This window comes from Qipengyuania qiaonensis, from assembly GCF_019711515.1.
Taxonomy (GTDB): Bacteria; Pseudomonadota; Alphaproteobacteria; order Sphingomonadales; family Sphingomonadaceae; genus Qipengyuania; species Qipengyuania qiaonensis.
Genome location: NZ_JAIGNO010000008.1, coordinates 59,469 through 81,347, shown reverse-complemented (window position 1 = coordinate 81,347; position 21,879 = coordinate 59,469). Strand labels below are relative to the sequence as shown.

Sequence of the window (21,879 nt, the reverse complement as noted above, 5' to 3'; positions counted from 1 at the left end):
AAGCAGCCCCCTTGAAAGTTTCCTGCGCCAGATAATGAGCACATCGCGCGCATTTCGGCACTTCATCATCGGTATCGCGGGCGACTTATATAGGTTAGCCCATTTTGATATGCCTGTCGGGCAATTGTGCGCCGGATTTCGCAAGCCCGCGGTAACGGCGCTGCATTCGGGTCGTCAGAAACGCAGCCTCAAGCCCGCACCTGCCTGGAAACGGCTGTATTCATCCAGCGGGTCGTCGCTGTTGCGGTTGCTGTAGCTCACCCTGCCGAACGCCGACAGATGACGGTTCAAAAGATATTCCAGGCCGCCGGTCGCTCGCCACCGCTCCTGGTTGGAGCTCCCGCCGGAGAACTTGACCCGCTCCCATTCGGCGCCGATCGATCCGAGCAGATTGTGGCGAATTTCCTGATCGACCGTCAACCCGATGTTCGTTTCGATTCGCGTCGAACCACCGGAGCGGAAGGATGTAACGTCCCCGTTGAACAGATTTAGCCTGATCGCGGTCCGTTGGCGCGGGCGATAGGTCAGTTGGCCCTGCAAGGAGAAGCCCGTGCGGCCTTGGCGGGCCGGATCGTCGGCTGTCAGCCTGAAGACGCCCGCCCCCACTCTGCCTTCGATCAGCCCCCCATCGTCGAAGCGGATACCCAGGAGACCTCCGATCGTGGACACATCGCGATCGATATTGGTGATCGCCTCGGGAAGCCGGAATTCGCGCCTAGTATAATAGCCGGTGCCAGTGAAGTAGAACGGCCCGCCGGAGCGATAACCCAAAGTCACCCGGCCCGAATAGGTATCGTAATCGCGATCGTCGTCTATTGCTGCGAGTGCGTCGACATTCTGGATATCGCCCGTGACCTCGACCAGGAAACGAGATCCGCGGCGACTATAGCCGGCCGTGCCCCCCAATATGCGATAGATGCGTGGCCCGATGCCCTGAATCTGCCGCGCTTCAGGGTCCCCGCGATCTTCGACCACGCGATTGGCCGAGCCACTGATATAGAACGATTCGCCCTCTTGCGGGCTCCACAGCGTGGTGAGCTGTGCCGTTGCCGCTTCCGCATTCTCGATGCCGAAATCCGCGTAGCGACGCAGATCGAGCCTTGTCGAAAGCGTGGTCTTAAACGCTCCGGCCGTGTGCTCTATCTCGGCATATGGGCGGATCCGGGCCACGACGTCGCTCTCGGTATCGACGGGCTCGGCGTAGATGTTGCTGTTGTATTCGAGCTGCGCTTCGCCCCCCACCTCGATGGTGAAAGGGCCGACCGAGATCGGGTCCCGCCGAAATTCCGGATCGTCTCCGAATACGCTAGCAGCCGTCGATCCGATCTCCTGCGCCGAAGCAGAAGTCGAGGAACCGGCGATAGCGCAAACCGCTGCTGTTGCGAGCCAGCAGTGCTGGCGGCGCATCAGAACCACTTCTCGTACACGCGAATCCGGTCACCCGGCAGAATGGGTGCATCTTCGCTCGCCCGCGAGCGGACCTCTCGACCGTTCACCGAGCGGACCACCTCGACCTCGCCTTCTTGCGCGCGGTAGGTGTAGCCGCCGGCCGCTGAGATCGCCGAAAGAATCGTCATGCCCTGACGATAGGTGAATTCGCCCGGCGACGTGACTTCGCCGATCACGTAAAACGGCCGCAAAGCTCCCGGCTGAACCGATATTATCGGACTGGTCAGTACATTGCGCGAGCGATATCCTTCCGCAATGCGTTCTTCGATTGCGCGCAAATCGAGCCCCGCGACCTCGACTTCCTGCAATAGCGGCAAAGAGATCATCCCGCCGGCATCGATGATGTAGGAACGATCGGCTTGTTCGACATCCTGGATCGTCACCAGCAGTTCGTCGCCCGGTTGCATCCGATAATCCGCCATGCTTGCGGGCGGCGTCGATGGCAGACTGGAAAGCGAGGTGGTGCACGCGGCAAGCAGGGCGAATCCCGCCATGCACATCAAAGCTCGTATCAGGTCCCTGGTGCGTTGCATCATGTCAAAGCCCTCCCCATTTTTTCAATCTGCCGGAAAGTCGATGTCCGGATCAGTCCGGCAGCTCCCCGGCCCCATATCGTGGCCAGTTCGAGATACACCCGCAACTTCGCCACTCCCTCATGTAGAGAAAACCTTAGTTTCGTTTCAGTCAAGCCCATCGAATTCGAATCCCGTTTCCAGCAGGCCAGGGTCGCGATATTGTGGCGCTATTCACGTCGCGAGCTCCCACAGGGCCTCCGCGACAAGCGCCATGTCTTGCTGATCGAGCGTATGATCGACCAGAAGCATCAGCGTCTGATGACCCAGCATATGCGCATTCGCCAGCGTGCCATCGCGTCGGCAACCAAGGCCTTGAAGGCCCAGCTCGAGGCTCATGTCGGGGCACGAACCTGTACCGCAGGGAATACCCTTCGCCACCAATTGGCCGATCATTGCCGCCCGACGCGCTTCGGTATCGGCCGCATCGGGACGCAACAGCAGATAGAACTTGTACCAGGCATGCGTGATGGCCGCGTGAACCTCGGGCACGATCAGCAGCGGATGGCCCGTCAACGCTTCCGATAGAAATTCCGCATTTGCCCTGCGCGCCGTTAGCCAATCGGGCAATTTTCTCAGTTGCACCCGCCCGATTGCCGCCTGCATCTCCGTCATTCGGCCATTGCTGCCCAAGCTGTCGTGGATGTAGCGGAACTGCCCGGGCGCACCCTTGCCGTCGGCGATCTTCGTCGGGTTCTTGCCATGATCTTTCAAGGACCAGGCGCGCTGGTGAGCCGCCTCGTCGCGCATGATCAGCAGCCCGCCTTCGCCACCGGTCGACATGATCTTGTCGGTGCAGAACGAGAAGGAGGCGGCGTCACCGAAGGTGCCGACCTTGCGCCCGTCGATTGCTGCGCCGTGAGCCTGTGCGCAATCTTCGATCAGGAACAGGCCGTGCCGCTCGGAAATGTCGCACAGCGCTGCCATGTCGCAGGGCCAGCCCGCGAGGTGCACGCAGATCACGGCTTTGGTGCGCGAGGTGATCATCCGTTCGACAGAAGCCGGATCGATGTTCTGGGAAGGCGACAGCACGTCGGCGAACACGGGCAAGGCGCCCACCGCTGCAACGCAGCTGGCGGTGGCGAAAAAGCTGCGTGCCGGAACAATGACCTCGTCCCCCGGCCCCACGCCGAGCGCGCGCAGCGCGATCTCGAGCGTCACCGTGCCGTTGGCCATGCAGATCGCCTGGTTGGCACCGATAAACTCGGCAAATTCATCGGCGAAGCCGTTGCACTCGTCGCCATGGACCAGCGCATTGACCTTGCCCGTGGTGAGAACCTTCATCACGGCCTCGCGCTCGTCTGCCTCGAAGAGCGGCCAGGATGAACGGACCTGTTGCGGCACGGCCGCTATCGGCATGGCGTTAACGGTCATTGTTAGCCTCGGCCAGATAGGCTCGTTCGAACAGCATGGTCAGATCGGCGGCCGACGAATATAGCAGCAGATCCTGGTGATTGCCGTTGGCAGGATAGCGCGCCAGCCCATGGACGAGCCTCACGATACCCTCGTCCTCCCCGGCTGCCGCACGTTCGGCAATACGATTGATGGCCATGGTGATGAAGGGCAGCGGGATCGGCCGGGAGCGCGCCTCGAATATGCCCTCGATTCCCGATTCCACCTGCTCCTCGCAAATGTCGAACAGCTCTTCGTAGAGTTTTTCGCCCGGCCGGAGGCCGACGAACTCGATCGGCACGTCCTCTTCCGGTTCGAGACCGTACAGCGCAATCATGCGCCGGGCGAGATCGACGATCCGCACCGGGTTGCCCATATCGAGTACGAAGATCGATCCTCGCTGGGTTTTGGATTCGAGCGCGCTCGAGCTGCTCTGCAGGATCAGTTGCACCGCCTCGCGCACGGTCATGAAGAAACGTTCGATGTCCGGATGGGTCACGGTAAGCGGCTTGCCTTCGCGCAACTGGCGCTCGAACAAGGGGACGATCGATCCGCTCGATCCCAGGACGTTGCCGAACCGCACGGTCATGAAGCGCGGGGCATCCTGGTCGTCCACCCCGCACATGTCGAGCGCCTGGCAATAAAGCTCGCCGACGCGCTTGGTCGCGCCCATCACCCCGATCGGGTTGACCGCCTTGTCGGTCGAAACCTGAATCATGGCCTTCGCGCCGTACAGACACACCGCGTTGGAAACGATGCGGGTCCCAACGATATTTGTCATTGCTCCAGCACAGGGGTTGGCTTCCACGATCGGCACATGTTTCAGTGCGGCAGCGTGGAATACCATCAGCGGCCGGTTCGCTTCGAACACGCGATTGACCGCCGCCGCATCGCAGATGCTGGCGATTTCGGCTACGATATCGATATCGGGATAGAGCTCCCGCAAGCTCATCTCGATTTTATAGAGATTGAACTCACTCGAATCGAGCAGCACCAGTTTCGATGGTTTGATCTGCGCGATCTGGCGGCATAGCTCCGAACCGATGGTTCCGCCTGCCCCGGTCACCAGGATGCTGCGGCCGGCGATCTGTCGCGATACGCTCTTGTTGTCGAGCTTGTACTCGCTGCGGCCCAACAGTTCCTCGATCGGCAGGCCTTGCGCTTTGGGCCCGGAAGAATGCTGTAGCAGCTGCCCCCAGGGGTCGCGCACCCGGGAAACCTCCACCTCATTTTCGCGGCATGTATGGATAATGCGCGTCACGTCTCGGTTGCTGAGGAAAGTCCCGTCGTCGCAGACGATCACATAATCGGGCAGGTTGCCTTCGAATTCGAGTTGGCGCAACACCGCCGCAAGTTCGTACTGACTGCCCAGAACCGGAACATCATCTACCCGCACGAGCGAGTCTTCTTGGCGCGGGAGGAGCACGCCTTGGATTTCCACCGAGGATCCATGGTCGGTCTGCGCAAGGTCTATGGACAATCGCGCCCATTGCCACGACCCGACCAGAATTGCTTTCTTGCGGACGGTTACCTTGGGCCGTTGGCGGACAGCCGACCTCTGCCGCACGGAAAACTGCCGCTCGGAAAATTGCCGCTCGACCCGCCGGATCATTCGCACGCTGAGCATGCCGAGAGTCGCGAATGCCCACTGAACCGCAGCCACCGGAACCAGCGCCGCCGCGTCCGCTCGGGTCACCGACAGGGCAAAGGCAGCCAGCCAGGCCAGCACGAGCCCGCCCAGGATAACCAGGCCAAGGAAGCTGGAATGGGTGAAATCCACAAACCTCCAACTGCGCCTGTAGAGCCCCGAGAGGACAAAAACAGTGGTCGCGACACCCGCAAAGGCCAAAGAAAATACCGCAAGACCGGGCCACGGATCGAAGATGCCCACCGGATGCAGGATGAGCGCGACATAGAGCGTTACGAAAACGATGGTAAAGTCGATGCCTATCACCGCCATGTCGCGGGTCAGGCGCCGAACCCTCTTTCGCATGCGTGACGAAACGTAGCCGGCCTGCTCGTCCCCGAGCTGCGGATTCCTGCTTTGAATTATCTTCTCAGGCTTGTTCATCAGCTCTGGTCCATTCCCCTGTTGCCCGATCCCGCATCTTTTCGTTGGGCACGACAACTTCGTGCTGGGGGGATATGCTAGCGCACCGGACCGACACTGGGGCATGAGCAAGCAGGCAATAGCCGGATTAGTCGTCAGCCCGCATGAAGCACCCGGTCAGCTAAGGTTGCAACATTTTGGCTGAACTTCACTACCCACGGTACAGGACGATATTCCAAATGGTCCGCCCGAACATATCGAAAGGATAGTAGCCGTCTGCCGTGGTTGCTTGACCAAGGCCTTTGCCCTCATATCGCGAGAGTGACTTTTGGGATTGATCACCGATTACCGGGCGCTCGACGTGCTCGTCAGAACCCCTGCGGTGCCAAATCCGGGTTTGCGCGAGATTGGCTTCGGTGAAAGTCCTTGTTTTCTCGAGCTTAGCCTATTCGCTAATCAATTTTCGCGGTGACTTGCTCAGGGCGATGGTCGACAACGGGCACACTGTCATCGCCTGCGCGCCCGACCGTGATGAAGATACCGAGAGCAAGTTGGCAGCGATGGGCGTCCAGTTTCGGATCACACCCATGCAGCGCACGGGCACCAATATCCTGTCCGATCTCGGCCTGGTGTTCGACTACATTCGACAGGTGCTGCGGGAGAGGCCCGATATCGTCCTTGCCTATACGCAAAAGCCGATCATCTACGGGGGCGTAGCGACCCGGATAGCCGGACTCGTCGGCGCGAAATCGCGGTTCTTCGCGCTGATGTCTGGCCTTGGCCAGGTGTTCAGCATGGACGGCGGCTATTCCAACCGACTGCAGGCGGTCGTAGCCCGGCTCTATCGCGCTGCCCTTGCACGGGCGCAGGCCACATTCGTTTTCAACGCCGACGATCGCGACGATATGATCGAATTGGGAATCGTCGACCGCAAGCAGAAGGTGATCCAGGTTCCCGGGTCGGGCGTGTCGCTGGATCGTTTTCCCGCCTGCCCTCCCGTTATCCGGTCGATAAGGTTTCTCATGATCGGTCGACTCATGCGCAACAAGGGAATCATGGAATTTCTGGAAGCTTCGCGCATCGTGCGCCGAAAATACCCGGCGTGCGAGTTTCAGATCGTCGGCCGATGCGAGGACGAAAATCCTGCCGGCATTTCCCGCAGGGAAAGCGAGAAACTGGCCGCCGAATACAATGTCGAATTCGTGCCCGGCACCAATGACGTGCGCCCCTATCTGGCCGCTTGCTCGGTATTCGTCCTCCCCTCCTATTATCGCGAGGGACTGCCCCGTACGATCCTCGAAGCGCTGGCCAGCGCGCGCCCGGTGATCACTACCGATCTACCCGGATGTCGCGATGCCATTGAGGTGGACGTCAACGGTTTCCTGGTTCGCCCGCGCGATGCCGGGGACTTAGCGACGGCCATGATGCGGTTTGCTGCGGAACCGGGCCTCGTCGAGGAAATGGGCGAAGCCTCGCTGAAAGTGGCGCGGGAGACATACGACGTGCATAAGGTCAATCGCCAGCTGCTTGGCGAAATGGGCCTGTTGCGCATCGTCGGCGAGCGGGCATCTGCTGGAGTGCATGGCTCACCGGAACATGTGCCGCCGGGCCATTCTTTCGCCAGCCCCGGGGACTGAATTTTTATGCTTAAGGCAGCCCTTGTTGGATGTGTTGGCAGTACAGCGCTAGCCGCCGAAATCCTGGCCCGCTCACCGGACTGGTCGCTCGAGCTGGTCGTGACGCTGGAACTGGCGGCTGCAAAACGCCATTCGGATTTCGTAGATCTTGCCGGGATAGCCGATGCCGCCAGCGCCAGGCTCTTCCGCACGCTCAGTTCCAACAGTGCCGAATGCCTGCAGGCGATAGTCGAAGCCGATGTCGACTTTATCTTCGTTATCGGCTGGTCCCAGATTTGCCGCGCGGAGTTCATGAACCTGAAGCCGGACAGGATCATCGGCTATCATCCAGCCGCTCTTCCGAGGCTGCGCGGGCGCGCGGCACTGCCCTGGACGATCCTGCTGCAGGAACCGATTACGGCTGGCTCACTGATGTGGCTCGGCGACGATGTCGACAACGGCGACCTGATCGATCAGCAATTCTTCCACGTAGCCGCCGACGAGACTGCGGAATCGCTCTACGCGAAACACCAGGCCGCGCTGGCGGAAATGCTCGAAAGGTCGCTCGCCACCATCGCCAGCGGGCAATTGCCGCGCCAGCCACAGGATGCGCGTTACGCCACCTATGCGGCGAAGCGGACGCCCGCTGACGGGCTGATCGACTGGAACGACAGTGCCGGCACAATAGAACGTCTGGTGCGCGCGGTCGGCAAGCCCTACCCTGGGGCTTTCACTAGCAACGGCGAAGACCGTCTGACGATCTGGCAAAGCCGCGTGCTGCCCGACAGCGGAAACTACCACGCCATGCGAGGCCAGATCGTAGAGCGCACGGAGGAGCATTTTACTGTCATGACCGCTGAAGGCTTGCTGAAGGTGGAAGTATGGGAAACGGTCTCAGGCAGAGCGCCCCTTCAACATGCCGTATTGGGTAGAAAGCAGTCATGAAACTGTCTGACCGGTTTGGCCGCGTTCTCGCCATAGCTCCCCATCCCGACGACGAAATCCTGGGCTGCGGGGGAACGCTTGCACGGTTGGTCGAAGAGGGCGGCGAAGTCACCATTGCCATTGCCACAACCGGCAAGCAGCCAAGCTTCCCTCGCGAACAGGTTGAGCAGGTACAACAGGAAATGCGGCGCGCGCATGCCATCATCGGCGTAACCGATACCCGGCTGTTGAACCTGCCAGCGGCCGAACTCGACACGATACCGGCCCGGGAATGCAATGCCCCGTTCGCGGAATTGGTCGACGCGCTTCGCCCTGACACGCTACTCTTGCCATTTGTCGGCGATATCCATCTGGACCATCAACTGACCTTTCTGGCAGCCATGGTGGCTGCCCGTCCACGGCACGCCGCGGCCCCGCGACAAATCCTGTGCTACGAAACGGTGAGCGAGACGAACTGGTACGCCGCTCCAACCACTCCCGCCTTCGTTCCGGACGTATTCGTCGACATCTCCCGTACGCTCGAGCGGAAGCTCGAAGCCTTTGCAGCCTTTGCCAGCCAGGTCCGCCCCTTCCCCGACGAACGCAGCCCGGAGACGCTACGCGCACTCGCTGCCGTACGCGGTTCGACCGTTCATCTGCCAGCGGCCGAGGCGTTCATGCACGTACGGTCGATATTCGGCAGCTGAGAAGCCGGCGTCAAGACTTTAACGCAACATCCTATTTACTGGCAGATCGGTAGAAACCGAGCGCGAGTCTGGTCGACGGACCGGAGGTCCACAACTCGACGCTTTCAATGCACGACTCGTCAACTTTCTTGGCGTAATTCTTCATACCCGTTTTCTAGATCATCAAAGTCGTCATAGGCCGGCTTTCATAGAACTTGTCATGTTCGATTTCGTTCACTGCAGACGGATATAAGATGCCAACCACAATACAAGAGTTTAAGGCCAACAAGACTAGTGGTTTTATTGGCCGTATCTCTTTGACAACATTGACGTTGGCTCTTCTTTCCGCCTGCGGTTCGGGAGATGGTTCGGCGCCCGTTTCGGCCACGCCCACGCCCAGCGTCACTCCAGCACCCAGCCCAACAGCCACATCGGCACCCACGCCAACGCCGGCAACAGGGAACGGGGCGGCCTTTGCCGACCCGGACAACGGCGGAATTCCCGAGGCTAACCGTCATCCCCTGGCCTTTCCGACAGCGATAGGCTTCGGAGCCCGGACCAGCGTGCGCAGCCCGAACGCGGTGGTCTACCGGATCAATAGCCTTGCCGACACAGCAGACCCAAGTGACGGCCTGATCACGCTGCGTGAATGCGCCCTCGCGCTGCAGGTTACATCCCCCTATGCCATCCCTGCAGGGCGTCCCCGCTATTGCGTGTTCGACGTAAGCGGGCAGATTGTCGTCCAGTCGGAAATGCGCATTACCGTGGACGGTCTCTACGTCGCCGGCCAAACCTCCCCCAGAGGCATCGAAGTGGTGCGCGGCAAGGGATTGGTCGACGCGCCGTTATTCTACACGCGGGGGCAGGCCAACACTATCGTAAGGCATATGCGTTTTCGCTATGGCAACCACACGGATGCGCCTAGCAGCAATGGCGATTCCGTTCGTATCGGTGACAGTCGCCTGCAAGTGCTGGATCACGTCACAGCCATGTTCGGGACCGATGAAAGTCTCGACGCCGTATGCAGCGATTGCACCGTGCAGTTCTCCATGATCGGGCCGAACCTCTGTCGCGACGCCGGCCACGATCCGGGCAACTACCATTGCAAGACGTTTTTCATGAAGCCAGTAAACCGAGTAACGGTAGCGTACAATTTGTCGCAGCACGGGGACGAACGCGGCGCCAACATCGCGGGCGGGATACCCCAGGAAATAGCCGGCAATACCGGCCAGATCGATTACATCGGCAACACGGTTTACAACTTCATCAGCGAGCCGGGTCTTATTTCCAACCAGTTCGGTAGCGTTTACCTCAATTGGGTGAACAACAGTCATATGGAAGGTGTGCTGTCTCAAGACCGACCTGAATCGTTCTTTCCCGCACTGTTCGACCGCGCGAGTATCGTATCGTTCGGTTTCTCGATCTACAGGGCAGGCAACCAGAGCCGCCGGGGCTTCGGCGCCTATCCGGGTTCGACGATCAGCCCCAACGCGTACAAGAGCGACTGGACCTATGCACCGGGGATCACTCAGAACTACCTTCCTGCGTGGATGCTGGCGAATGCAGCCACGTCGCAGCGAACTGTCCTTGAACAGGCGGGTGCGACCCTCTGCCGGTCAGGCTCCTGCCGCGACAATGTGGACGCAATGTATATCGATGACCTGCGAACCTGCGACCGCGCGCCCTATCTGTTCCAGGGCGGCTTCACGAGTGGCAACCCCGCTGACTATGGCGGCTTTGCCCGCATTGCGTCGGGTCATGATCCGTTGGCTGACAGCGACAACGACGGCATGCCGGACGCGTGGGAAAACCGGTTCAACAACGCCGATGCCAACCGCTGGGATGCAAACGACGATAGGGATGGCGATGGCTATCCGAATATCGAAGAATATCTGAGCATGCTTGCCGCAGATCACACACGCTACGGCCCCGACGAGTTCTTCAGTTCTACGGGTCAGCTCCCGGCTGCAAATTGCGGTAGATGAGGGTGTCGGTGAACTACTTCGAAAGCTCATCCACCGGATGCCGCTTCGGACTATACCAATGATACCTTGAGCTTCCCGCTCTTCGCATCGACTATCAGGCCCTGAATACAAGCTCGTGCCCGGCCCCGTTTCCGTCACACGCTCGATTGCGTGACGCGGCGAAACAGGATCGGCACAACGGAACTGGAGCATATTGGGCCTGTCCGGATGACGACCGAGCAAAAAATAACGATCGGCATCGCCTTCGCGGGCGACAGACTTGGTGGCAGCCATATCTCGCTGAAGGGCTTGCTCGATGCCCTTCCAGAGAGCCTCTACCGCGTGATTGTGATCCTCGAGGTTCCGGATGGACGGATTGCCGAGTATTTCAGCGAGTATGAGCAGGTCGAGGATCCTTGCGCGCTTGAAGAACCCTTCAAGGTAGGACGCAGCTTCGGCATTGGGAGCGCGTTTCGCACCTTGCCGCGTGCATTTGGTCGAGCGCGGTTGCTGAAAGACCTGGGGGTCGACATTGTTCACACCAATGATGGTCGAAGCCATGCAAGCTGGGCGCTTGCCGGCAAACTCGCGGGTTCGAGGATTGTCTGGCATCACCGCGGCGATCCCGATGCGCGGGGCACCAGCCTGGTTGCGCCCATTTTGGCGGACCAGATAATATCCGTGTCCGAATACTCGCTCCCGCGCCGCCGCTGGGGGAAACTCAACAAAGCACGGGTCATCCACAGCCCCTTCGATGTTGATGTCTCGGTCGATCGCGTGGAGATGCGGCAGCGATTGCTGACCGAACTCGGCTGCCCGGACAATACCATCATCTGCAGCTATTTCGGGCAATACATTGTCCGCAAACGCCCTGTGGCCTTTATCGACGCGGTGGCGGAACTGGAGCGGAGATCCAAACGCCCTGTCATCGGTGTGATGTTTGGCGAGCCCAAAGACGACAAGCTCTATGCAGAAATGCAGGAGCGGCTTGACGTGCCTTCCGGACGCCCGCCGGTCAAACTGATGGGCTATCGCGAGCCCGGGCACGATTGGATCGCCGCGTGCGACGCGCTATTGGTTACTGCGCTTAACGAGCCGCTCGGCCGCACGCTGGTTGAAGCCATGTTGGTCGGAACACCCGTGATAGCGACCCAATCGGGGGGCAATGCCGAAGCGCTCACTCCCGACTGCGGGATTATAGTCCCACCGGACGATCCGCACGCCATGGCGGTAGCGGTGCACGATCTCCTGGAGGCCCCTGATCGATGCGAGGCCCTAACCCGCCGGGCCAGAAACATGGCTGAGAAACGTTTTACCCGTGCGCGCCACGTGGACCAAGTGACGGACGTATATCGGGAGTTGGTCGACAAGCAGCGCCGTCCCGGAGTCCCGGTTCCGGCCGGCAACGGAGCGTCTTCATTTCCGTCCTCCGCTTCTTGAGGCGGAGGCGATAACATTCAAAGGCGGACCGGACCAATGCTTGCCACGATCGACGAACTAGACGGCGCCCTCCGGTGCCCGCGAACGACCAGACCGATCCGCTTCGCCGATGGACAGGTGATGTTTCAGGGGGCGGACGAGGATGGCGAATTGTGCGACTACCTGATCGCGAAGAACAAGCCTGTACTTATTGATTTCGACAAATCGGTGATCCAGCGCGACGACGTGGCCGATAGCGGCGGCGCAAGCGTAGTCGAGCGACCGAACCATTCCTTCTTGGCGAAGTTTGTCAAATCGCTGCTATCGCCCGAGAAGAAGTCGACGAAGCGCAATATCGCTACATTCATCGACAAGCTGAAGAGTGCTGCAGAACGGCCGAAGGTACTGGTGATTGGCGGCGGCAGCGTTGGGCAAGGTCTGTCAGCACTCTACGATGATCCTGGCATGGCGGTCTATGCTTTCGATATCTATGCCACACCGCGGGTCCAGTTTGTCGCCGATGCACATGATATCCCGATCGTTGACGGACATTTTGACGGGGTAGTGATCCAGGCTGTACTCGAACACGTCCTCAAACCGCAGCGGGTCGCCAGCGAAATCTGGCGCGTCCTCAAGCCGGGTGGCTTGGTTTACGCCGAAACGCCTTTCATGCAGCAAGTTCATGAAGGCGCTTACGATTTCACTCGTTTCACCGAACGAGGACACCGTTACCTGTTCTGCGGGTTTGCGTGTATCGATTCAGGTGCGTCCGCCGGTCCGGGGCGCACATTGATGTGGGCGGTCGATTATTTCGCGCGCGGCGTTTTTCGTTCGCGCATGGCAGGTAAAATCGCCAAACTGACCTTCTTCTGGGCCCAATATTTCGACGCTTTCATTCCGGAAAGCTACGCCATGGATGGCGCCAGCGGAGTATACTTTTTGGGAGCAAAAGCTAACGAGGTGGTAACGACCGAAGTGCTGATCCAGAATTACCGGGGAACGTAACAGACGCGCTTATTGTTTGCCGTTTCGCGCCATCTGTTCAAGACAGGCAGCATGTAACTCTTCGTATCTACCAGCGACATTCGCAAGCGCATATTCGCGCACAATTCGCTCGCGGCCAGCTGCACCCATAGCTGCGCGTTCCGACGCCGATCGTGCTGCCATTGCGATGATTGCGTCGGCCATGGCGTCGGTGTCGTTGGGCGGAACGATCAATCCGTTCCGACCTATGATCCGCGCGCTGTCTCCGACATCGGTTGCAACCACGGGAACCCCGCAAGCGAGCGCTTCGCCGATCACATTGGGAAAGGCCTCCCCCCAAGCCGACGGAACCGCGAGCAGGTCAATACCCGGCAACCAGTCCGCAACGTCGGTACGTGCGCCGCTGGTAGTGACTCGATCAGCCGGAATACGCTTCTCGATAAGTCGTTTGAGCTCCGCAGGAGGGTCTTCAAGGCCGTGGCCCACAAATACGAGGTGGATGTCGCACCCACGTTCACGGGCGATAGCTGCCGCCTCAACTAGCCGCGCTTGGTCTTTCATCGGGTGCAGCCGTGCGACGCAGGCCACGCGAAATGCGTCCTCGGCCAAGCCGAAGATCGCCGTCGCCGCATTCCGCGCGTTCGGATCGGGGGCGAACCGCGCAGTGTCGAAGCCGTTGGGAACGACCATCCCTCGCTCAGCCGAATAGCCGATCGCCTCGTGTTGGTCGCGCGAGACATACGCGTTGTAAACGATCGCCTCCGGGCCACCGGAAATCCGTGCACTCAGCTTGAGCAATACCCGCGTCTGCCGGCTCTCCATCGCAAGATCGGGGATCGAATGGCGGATGTTCCACACCAAGGGCAGTTTGCGCCGCGACCGGCGGCGCGCGAAGCTGGCGGCGAGGTTGCCGTGGTACATCCATCCGTGGATCAAGTCGGGCGCTATCGTTTCGACCAGTCGCGGTAATCGCAGCATGGCTCCCGGCCCCACAATGCCGCGCCGCATACCTAGCGAATGGACACTCACCCCTCGTGCAGTGATCCGCTCCGCGATCGGGCCAGGCGACAAAAGGGAAAGCACCACAGCCTCATCCGCCCCACCCTGCTCGATCAGCTTGGCGAGCATATTTTCGGCCCCGCCAATATTGAGCCCGGTAATTACATGCAGAACCTTCATCCCGTGGATAACTTCGCCGAGAAGCGGATCACGAACCGTTACCCTGCGGCGTGCGTGTTCCGGTTACTTCGAGATGCCGCTCTTCAAGCCAGGCATCGAGATTGGCTACGCCATCGCCATCGGCATCTTCCCACGCGTCGGGGAACTCGGGGCTGGACCCATGCGCCTCTTCCCATTCGTCAGGCATGCCGTCGCGGTCGGTATCGGGGGCTGCACGTGCAGCAGCGACCGGCGGAATGGTGCCTGGCGCACGCATGATCCCGCCCGACCGGCTCCGTACTTCTCCGACGACTTGCCGATCAAGAGGATCGCGCGGGAACGCCCCAGCCCTACCGAGAACCGCTTCGTAAGCTTGCTTCGGTGAGGTGGGCGCAATCGTCGTCGTGCAATCGGCCTGTGCCAGCAAAACTTCATCCAGCGATGGATCCTGCTTTCGGAATTCGCCGACGAATTGATTGTCTGCGACATAAACTCGCGCTGGCCCGCCGCTTGAGATGCGTTGCCTAACAATGCCTATCGCATCTTTCGACGTATCGGGACCGGCGACGAAAATATTGCCGATGATCGCGACAGGCGTCCCACCATAGGTTTCCCAAACCTCGGCGAATTCGGACTTTGCATTGTAGAACACATTGTTGAGCACCTCGACACACGACCCTGGAGGAAAATTGATGTCGGGATTGCGATCTCCGCTGTGCGCACAAAGGTTGCCGATGAAGCTGAAGTGCTGGGCCGAGCCAGGGTCGGACGCGAGCAAGGCGCATTTGTCGTGGTCGGGAATCCCCCACGAAAACATCGAATTGCTGACAGTGATAAAGTTGTTGCTGTCGTAGCCATTGACCAGTTCGTCACGCGCCCAGCTGGCGCTGACATGGTCGATGATCACGTGCGAACTTTTCTCGATCGTGATCGAGTCTTCGCTGCCACGACGGTCGCCGACGCGATCATTGCGAATCCGGATGTGACGCACGATAACGTCATTGGTGTCCTTGATGACCAAGGGGGTGCGGCCCATCTCGCCGCCACTATGTGCCAAGGTGATTCCCTCACCCGGCGCGGATTGGCCGGCGATGGTGATGAACGGGTGGCGTATGCGCGGCGGCTGACCGGTGAAGCGGATTACCCCGGAAACGCGGAACACGCATACGCGCGGTCCCATCGCTTCGATGCATTCACGCAGTGTTCCCGGGCCGGAATCTGCCAGCGAAACAACCTGCATAATCCTGCCGCCGCGACCGCCCTTGCTGCGCGAACCATAGCCTTCGGCGCCAGGAAAGGACGGATTTTGCGGAGCTCGCCAGAGTTCCCGGCCCTCATCGACCTGCGTCCCACTTTCCGCCGGGCCCGAACAGGCCACTAGGCCCACGGAAAGCGTCAGCCACAAGTAGCGCAACGGGAGGAGTCGTTTTAATCGCATCACAATCACAATATCCGATGGTCCCAACTGTCGTTGCTGAGGAACGCGAAGAAAAAGTGCATCGCGCATTGGCGGCTGTCCATCACTCACTGGGGTAATCGCAGCAACAAAGTTGCCCGGCGGCTCAACGACACTCCCTCATAGGGTGTAGTCGCGTCCTCATAATCGCCAAACACGCCTCGCCTTAGGGGACATAGATAGCCAAACCCTCGTTTGGCCGGTGTCCGCCAATGCTTTAAACAACAGTGCAATGAGCATTTTCGAAGACGAACCGCGCTCCAATCCGTCCGCCCTCTATGGCAGGGCCGGTGCCGGCAACTCGGCTTCGGGCCCGACGGTCGCGCTCGACAAGCTGTTGGCTGTCTTTCTGCTGATCGGTGTCTTTTCAGTTTCGTGGCACATCGCTCGACCGGGCGACGTTAACTTTACGATTTCGGACGCAGCCTTTCTCGTTGTCATTCTCGGCCTGGTCGGCACGTCCAGGCTGAACCTTGCTCCGATGGGGGGGCTTTCTCCGGCCTGGCTATTCTCGCTGACGATCATGCTGGGCACCCTGTTCGTGAGCACGCTTATAAATGGCGAGATAACGCGGTGGTTGATCGTCGCCGTTCAGTATAGCTTTGCCTATCTGCTATTGCCGATGATGTTCGCCAGCTTCGGCCACAAGACACTGCAACATTGCGTGGTCTTCTACGTTCTGGGCGTAACCTTCTCTCAGGCAGTTGGCAACATCGCCAATATATTCTTCGACTACGCTGATACGGCACCTTACCTGGGAAACAACTTCATCACCGGCATGGGACGGCTTGGAGCTTTTTCCGGGAACGCCAATAACAACAGTGCCATGGCCGGTTTTGCCCTGGTCTTTCTGTTCTACGTGGTTAGCCACAGGCTGATGAATCCGTTGCTCAGTCTGGTGTGTGCAGTATTCCTCCTGTGGGGACTGCTCTCTTCGGCCAGCTTTGGTGGCTTTGTCATCTGCCTCTCGGCCAGTGCTCTTGTGATGCTCGTTCGCTGGCCGCAGAAAGCCATCTTCGCGCTGCTGGCCGTTGTGGCTTTCGGCGTGTTCTATATTTCGAGCGGCCTGCCGCTGCCCGCACCATTCGAACAGCGCGTGCTCGGGGCTCTGTCTGGCGGTGGCCTTGAGGAAGCGGGCACTTTTACAGGTCGGATGGAACTGGCGGAGGAGGCTTGGCGTATTGCTGGCGATACGCTCGTAATCGGCCTCGGAGCAGACAGTTTCCGAGTGATCAGCATGCATCAGGCGCCAGTTCACGTCTTCCCTCTGTTACTGCTCACCGAGGCAGGCCTGCTTGGACTGGTCGCATTCGTAGGCCTGCTCGGACTAATGTGGTTCCAGGCACTCTCGGGAATGTCTAAAGATCCGAACCGCGGGATAATCTGCGTTGGCGTGCTCCTGATCTTCTCTCTGTTCACCCTGACAGTACCGCACATGTACGCACGACTTTGGCTGGCACCGGTCTTTCTCGCCTTGCTGACCTGCCTCAAGGCGGAGCCCGTTAAGCCAGGATCGCTTCCCCGCGATCGATACATGCGACAATACGCAGAACAGCGCCGGCAAACGGCTGTTCTGGAAATGCCCAGATGAGCGAAGGCACCGTCAAGCCCGATGCGGCCGCAAAGTCGGTGCTGCGCTCGCGCATCGAAAGTGTGCTGCATCTAATGACTGGCAGTGTCGGCAATGCCTTCGTGATGATCGGCAGCATTGCGTTCGCCACTCGTGCGCTCGGCCCCGAGGCGTTTGGCATCCTCGCAATGACGTTGGCGGTCGGGCGCGTTTGCGAACGGATCGTGCGCTTCGAATCGTGGCAGCCACTCGTGCGCTTTGCTGCGACAGAGGAAGGAACGAGCGATCCCGAGCGACTATCGAGACTCTACCTGTTCGGCTTAATTCTCGACATAGCGGGCGCGCTGGTTGCCGCGTTGCTTTCGGTGATCGTCGCCTTTGTTCTGACGTCCTACTTCGATTTCCCTCGAGAGATGCTCCCGCTCGTAGCAATCTACGCCGTCGCCATCGCGCTCAACCTGCGCGGGATGTCGTCGGCCGTGATGCGGATGGCGGGCATGTTCCGGACAATGGCATATATAGTGTTCATTGCCGGGTTTCTGCGTCTGCTCCTGGCAGCTATATTCTACTGGGCCGGCAGCGGGTTAATGACCTTCGTCTGGGTCTGGACCATCTCCCAAGTGGTCGACGCGCTGCTGTATAACTTTGTCGCCTTTCGCCAGCTCTCACGCGATGGCACCCCTTCGCCTCTGCGGGCGCGCGTGGGCAATCTGATCCAGGACTTCCCGGGCTTTCTTGGCTTCGCCTTCACCACGAATGCCTCTAGCGCCCTGCGAACGATCACGCATGAGGCGGACACACTGATCGTCGGCGCGCTGACCGACAGCTCCGAGGCGGCGGGTTTCTACCATATCGCCAAGCGAATGGCGAAGGTGGCCATGGCCTGCGGCGAGATGATCCAGATGGTCGTATACCCCGATCTTGCGAGAATGTGGGCGGGCAAGATAAAGCGGCAATTCCGCAAGACCGTTGTCAGCATACAAGGCCTTCTCGCGCTGATCATGGGAAGTATCCTGGTCGTCGCCGCAGTGATCGGCAAACCGCTGGTGTTGCTTGCATTCGGAGCCGAATTTGCACCTGCTTATACGATCCTCATGGCACATCTGGTGGCGGTCTTTCTCATCATGCATTCCGCCCCGGCGCGCTCCGCTTTGTTGGCCATGAACTGTCCGCAATATGTGCTGATGACGGCAACATGTTCGACCGTACTTTTCCTTGGAATCGCGTTTTACGCGATACCCATATACGGCGCGATCGGAGCAAGCTTTGCGCATATCGGCTTCGGCATCCTTACCGCCGTTCTGCTCGACGTCTGGATGTGGAGGAACTTAAATCGGCAAGCTTCTTCCGAGGACGCCGTGGAACTGACCTGAGAAGTCGTTCAAGCGGTCATCCATTGACGGTGCCACATGCTAAAGCAGATACAGCTCCACAGATGGAAGCCCCAGTTGCGGCGGCCCGAAAGGTGTTCGACCCAACGCTTGCTGACCGCCTGGCTATCGAAGTAGCCGAGCGCTTCCATCTTTCCGGGGTTCAGGTGATCCTCCGCAAGTTCGCGTAGCGGGCCCCGCAGCCATTCGTTCAGCGGCACTCCAAAGCCGCGTTTTGGACGGTCGATCATGTGCTCGGGCACACGCCGCGCGAGTAGTTTACGCAGGGCAATCTTCCCTGTCGTACCATCTGGCATTCGCAGACTGTCGGGCATACGCCAGGCAGTGGAGATCAATTCGTAGTCGAGCAGTGGAGAACGAACTTCCAGACTGGTGGCCATCGATGTCCGATCGACCTTCACCAGAACATCGTCTGGCAGGTAACAGATCGCATCGAGGAACATCATCTGCTCAAGTTGACCGAGACCCTCGGGAAGCTCTACCGCGGTGAAAGGGCTAGGGGGCGATCCGTGCGGGGGGATCCACTGCGAATTGAAGTGTTCGTAGCGGTGACGGAAGTCAGGTTGAGCAACGATTTCAACGATCTTTTCCGCCCGATCACCGCTTAGCTCCTCGGCGCGCCCTCCAGGCCTGAGTAAACGGCCTGCCTTGGCGCCGGCGTCGAGCAACCAAAACGGCGTGGCTTTCGCCGCATGCCGCAGTGCATCGGGCACCCGCTGCGCCAGCCGTTCCATCGCCAGCATGCGCGGATAGCGCTTGTAGCCGCCGAAAAACTCGTCGCCCCCGTCGCCCGAGATGGCAACGGTTACTTCGGATCGGATGAGCCGAGAAATGAGCAGTGAGGGGATTTGCGAAGGGTCCGCGAAGGGCTCATCGAATATCTGCTGCATCTCGCCGACGGAATCGAGCGCTGCGCTCGGGTTGAGCGGAAGCTCCGTATGCTGCGATCCAATATGCGCGGCAAGCTCAGCCGCATCCGCTGTCTCGTCGAACTCACTTTCGGCGAACCCAACCGTATAGGTCTTCGCATTGCCGCTAAGTCGTTCCTGCATCAGCGCACAGACAAGGCTTGAATCGACGCCGCCCGAGAGGAAGGCGCCAACCGGCACGTCGGATACCAGCCGCTGCTCGACCGCAACTCCCAATCGCTCCTCAAGCGCATCAAGCGCCTCGGCCTCATCCTGAAACCGCCTCTCGATCCCGTCTTGGGCGGCGGAATGCATGCTCCAGTATGCGCGGGTTTCCGCCCGGATGACCTCCAGGCCCGGTTCTTTCCCCTCGAGCGGGAGGACGATGTAGCTCGCCGGCGGCAGCTTGCCGACGTTCTTGTAGATCGAGAGCGGTGCGGGGATATAGCCAAGCCGAGCGAAATGTGCAGCGGCCTGTCGGTCGATTTCCAGCTTCGTGAACAGCGGATGGCGGCGCAGCGCCTTCAGTTCCGATCCGAACGCCAGCGAGCCCCCGGCTAAGCCGATATAAAGCGGCTTCTTGCCCAGCCGATCACGCGCGAATGCAACTTCCTTTTTCTTCCGGTCAAAGAGCGCCAGCGCGAACATACCATTGGCCCGCTGGAGCGCCGCGACCAAGCCAAAGCGCTCGATCGCCTCAAGCAGAACTTCGGTATCGGACGTTCCGCGAAAGGTCGCCCCCAACGCCATCAGCTCGGTACGGATAGCCTGGAAATTGTAGATCTCGCCATTGAAGACGATGGCATAGCGTCCGGAAGCAGACTCCATCGGCTGCGCCCCGGTTTCGGACAGGTCGATGATCGAGAGGCGGCGATGGCCGAGCCCAACCCGCCCCTCTGCCTCCACTGCCGATCCGCCCGCATCGGGTCCACGATGGAGCAGCGTATCGCGCATCTCGTCCAGCAAGCGCGCCGGGTCGACCTGCAATTTTCCAGAAAAATCTACGAAGCCCGCAATTCCGCACATGCCTACAAGCTTACGCCAGGCACCGCGCTACGCGAGTGCAAATATGGGTAATTCAAGGGGCCTAAAGTTGGATAGCCAAGGCTAAGCAATGGCCATCGACCGTATCGTAAAGGCTCAGAACGGGTTGATTGGGGGGTTGTACACGCGCATGACATCGAGCGGGCGTTTCTGGGAGTACGCGACCATAGCGTCGGGGTCTGGGTAGCCTACTCCCATGAAGAACACGGGACGCTCGTATCCCTTCAAGCCCAGGACCCTCTCCGCCATCTTCTCGCGTTTCTCGATATCCGGCCAGTTGAATATGCAGGAGCTTAGACCGAGGGTTTCCAGCGCGTAGGCAAATGACATCGCGGCAAGGGAACCGTCGATGTAAGGTACGTGCCGATCACGTTCGCTGTAGAACGCATCCAAGGTGCCCAAGACTGCCACCATCACCGGAATGTTATGCTTGAAGCCAGCGGTCCCTCCCGGCACCCCCGCCACCGTTGCGACCATCTCCGGGTCGTCGAAAACGAGGAACCGGTAAGGTTGCCGGTTACAGGCGCTCGGCGACAGTCCGGCCACCGTGAAGGCTTTGTCCAGCAATTCGCGGGGCACGGGCTTCTGCTCGAACCACCTTACCGATCGCCGCTTGACGGCCAGCCGCTCCAGCTGCCCGAAGGAGACCGGGTGTTCATCAAGGTTGCGCTTGTAAGGAACCCTGTTCCCCGCTCCCTCGCCACTGCCGTCAGGGACCGGACATTGCCCGAAAATCTCGCGCGCGTGATCGAGTACCGGGTCAGCGGCTACAGCTCTGAAATATTCGCCGAGTACGTCGTACGCCCAGATCAACGACTCCGCGACACGCTCGCCGGAGCGCACAGGCTCCGCAACAATCTTGCGATATACGTTGACCGTTTCGAGAATATATTCCTTCGCAAACACCGGGCGTCGGGGACGCATCAACAGCCCTTTTTCCAGCCGATGGACGTTTCTGCGCATCAGGAAGATGTTGGCATCGTCCTCTTGAAGCTCCGCGTGGTACTTCGCGAGCCCGAGCAGGACCGCGCGTTCCTCTCGCTGAAACTGGCGCGACAGCAAAGAATAGTACGCGGACGCCAGTGGCTTGACCTGCGACGCGAACCTCAAACCGGCGGTCTGCGCCGATCTGGCCAATCGTCTCACCCCCGATGCATTAAAGAAGAGTCGGGCGTCGCGAAGTTGATCGCGCTGGTCCTCGGGTAGGATTTTGTTCACGAGCGGTTTCATCGCCAGACGGCCTCCATAGGTATATCTTTCCTGGGGTTTGGCAGCGCATCGTTAGCGCATAGGATC

General features: G+C 59.8%; 17 protein-coding genes. 8 read left to right on the top strand and 9 right to left on the bottom strand.

From position 1 onward, the window contains the following. Nucleotides 1-174: 174 nt before the first annotated feature. From K3174_RS12635 to K3174_RS12620, 4 genes are all read right to left on the bottom strand, one after another. Nucleotides 175-1,407, bottom strand: a complete 1,233-nt coding sequence (locus K3174_RS12635; RefSeq protein ID WP_221559049.1) for an outer membrane beta-barrel protein — start codon at nt 1,405-1,407, stop codon at nt 175-177. Further along, nucleotides 1,407-1,943, bottom strand: a complete 537-nt coding sequence (locus K3174_RS12630; protein WP_247712151.1) for a polysaccharide biosynthesis/export family protein — start codon at nt 1,941-1,943, stop codon at nt 1,407-1,409. The genes K3174_RS12635 and K3174_RS12630 overlap by 1 nt, the downstream gene beginning before the upstream one ends. Nucleotides 1,944-2,195: 252 nt before the next feature. Next, nucleotides 2,196-3,395 (bottom strand): DegT/DnrJ/EryC1/StrS family aminotransferase, encoded by a 1,200-nt coding sequence (locus tag K3174_RS12625; protein ID WP_221559048.1) that lies wholly within the window; start codon nt 3,393-3,395, stop codon nt 2,196-2,198. Further along, a complete protein-coding gene (locus tag K3174_RS12620) occupies nt 3,385-5,406 on the bottom strand; it encodes a polysaccharide biosynthesis protein (protein WP_221559041.1) in 2,022 nt (673 codons plus the stop codon). The genes K3174_RS12625 and K3174_RS12620 overlap by 11 nt, the downstream gene beginning before the upstream one ends. Before the next feature lie 473 nt (nt 5,407-5,879). Between K3174_RS12620 and K3174_RS12615 the strand changes: the two genes are divergently transcribed. The 3 genes from K3174_RS12615 to K3174_RS12605 are packed head-to-tail and all read left to right on the top strand — an operon-like array spanning nt 5,880 to nt 8,710. Beyond that, complete coding sequence (locus K3174_RS12615) at nt 5,880-7,100, top strand: glycosyltransferase family 4 protein (protein ID WP_221559039.1); 1,221 nt, start codon at nt 5,880-5,882, stop codon at nt 7,098-7,100. Between the two features lie 6 nt (nt 7,101-7,106). After that, nucleotides 7,107-8,024, top strand: coding sequence for a methionyl-tRNA formyltransferase (locus tag K3174_RS12610; RefSeq protein ID WP_221559038.1), 918 nt, complete (start codon nt 7,107-7,109; stop codon nt 8,022-8,024). Then, nucleotides 8,021-8,710 carry a PIG-L deacetylase family protein gene (locus K3174_RS12605; protein ID WP_221559036.1) on the top strand — a complete coding sequence of 230 codons (690 nt, stop codon included), beginning with the start codon at nt 8,021-8,023 and terminating at the stop codon, nt 8,708-8,710. The genes K3174_RS12610 and K3174_RS12605 overlap by 4 nt, the downstream gene beginning before the upstream one ends. Nucleotides 8,711-8,864: 154 nt before the next feature. On the opposite strand, the gene K3174_RS12600 is transcribed toward K3174_RS12605, so the two are convergent. After that, nucleotides 8,865-9,131, bottom strand: a complete 267-nt coding sequence (locus K3174_RS12600) for a hypothetical protein (RefSeq protein WP_221559034.1) — start codon at nt 9,129-9,131, stop codon at nt 8,865-8,867. 121 nt (nt 9,132-9,252) lie between these two features. On the opposite strand from K3174_RS12600, the gene K3174_RS12595 reads away from it, so the two are divergent. The 3 genes from K3174_RS12595 to K3174_RS12585 all read left to right on the top strand — a co-directional run bounded on the left by K3174_RS12595 (nt 9,253) and on the right by K3174_RS12585 (nt 13,077). Continuing rightward, nucleotides 9,253-10,674 (top strand): hypothetical protein, encoded by a 1,422-nt coding sequence (locus tag K3174_RS12595; protein ID WP_221559032.1) that lies wholly within the window; start codon nt 9,253-9,255, stop codon nt 10,672-10,674. Between the two features lie 207 nt (nt 10,675-10,881). Further along, nucleotides 10,882-12,093, top strand: a complete 1,212-nt coding sequence (locus K3174_RS12590) for a glycosyltransferase family 4 protein (RefSeq protein ID WP_221559030.1) — start codon at nt 10,882-10,884, stop codon at nt 12,091-12,093. A 36-nt stretch (nt 12,094-12,129) separates the two neighbouring features. Beyond that, nucleotides 12,130-13,077, top strand: coding sequence for a class I SAM-dependent methyltransferase (locus K3174_RS12585; protein ID WP_221559028.1), 948 nt, complete (start codon nt 12,130-12,132; stop codon nt 13,075-13,077). A gap of 9 nt (nt 13,078-13,086) precedes the next feature. Here K3174_RS12585 and K3174_RS12580 read toward each other — a convergent pair whose 3' ends face one another. Continuing rightward, nucleotides 13,087-14,235: a glycosyltransferase gene (locus K3174_RS12580; protein WP_221559026.1), complete on the bottom strand. Its 1,149-nt coding sequence runs from the start codon at nt 14,233-14,235 to the stop codon at nt 13,087-13,089. 28 nt (nt 14,236-14,263) lie between these two features. Continuing rightward, a complete protein-coding gene (locus K3174_RS12575) occupies nt 14,264-15,628 on the bottom strand; it encodes a pectate lyase family protein (RefSeq protein WP_221559024.1) in 1,365 nt (454 codons plus the stop codon). A gap of 274 nt (nt 15,629-15,902) precedes the next feature. Between K3174_RS12575 and K3174_RS12570 the strand changes: the two genes are divergently transcribed. Continuing rightward, entirely contained in the window at nt 15,903-17,261 is a 1,359-nt protein-coding gene (locus K3174_RS12570) for a hypothetical protein (protein WP_221559021.1), read from the top strand. Then, nucleotides 17,258-18,613, top strand: a complete 1,356-nt coding sequence (locus K3174_RS12565) for a lipopolysaccharide biosynthesis protein (protein ID WP_221559019.1) — start codon at nt 17,258-17,260, stop codon at nt 18,611-18,613. The genes K3174_RS12570 and K3174_RS12565 overlap by 4 nt, the downstream gene beginning before the upstream one ends. Before the next feature lie 8 nt (nt 18,614-18,621). On the opposite strand, the gene asnB is transcribed toward K3174_RS12565, so the two are convergent. Both asnB and K3174_RS12555 read right to left on the bottom strand, forming a co-directional pair. Beyond that, nucleotides 18,622-20,565, bottom strand: a complete 1,944-nt coding sequence (gene asnB, locus K3174_RS12560; RefSeq protein ID WP_221559017.1) for an asparagine synthase (glutamine-hydrolyzing) — start codon at nt 20,563-20,565, stop codon at nt 18,622-18,624. 114 nt (nt 20,566-20,679) lie between these two features. After that, the gene (locus K3174_RS12555) at nt 20,680-21,813 is read right to left on the bottom strand and encodes a nitroreductase family protein (protein ID WP_221558997.1); all 1,134 of its coding nucleotides are present in this window, start codon (nt 21,811-21,813) and stop codon (nt 20,680-20,682) included. Between the last annotated feature and the right edge of the window lie 66 nt (nt 21,814-21,879).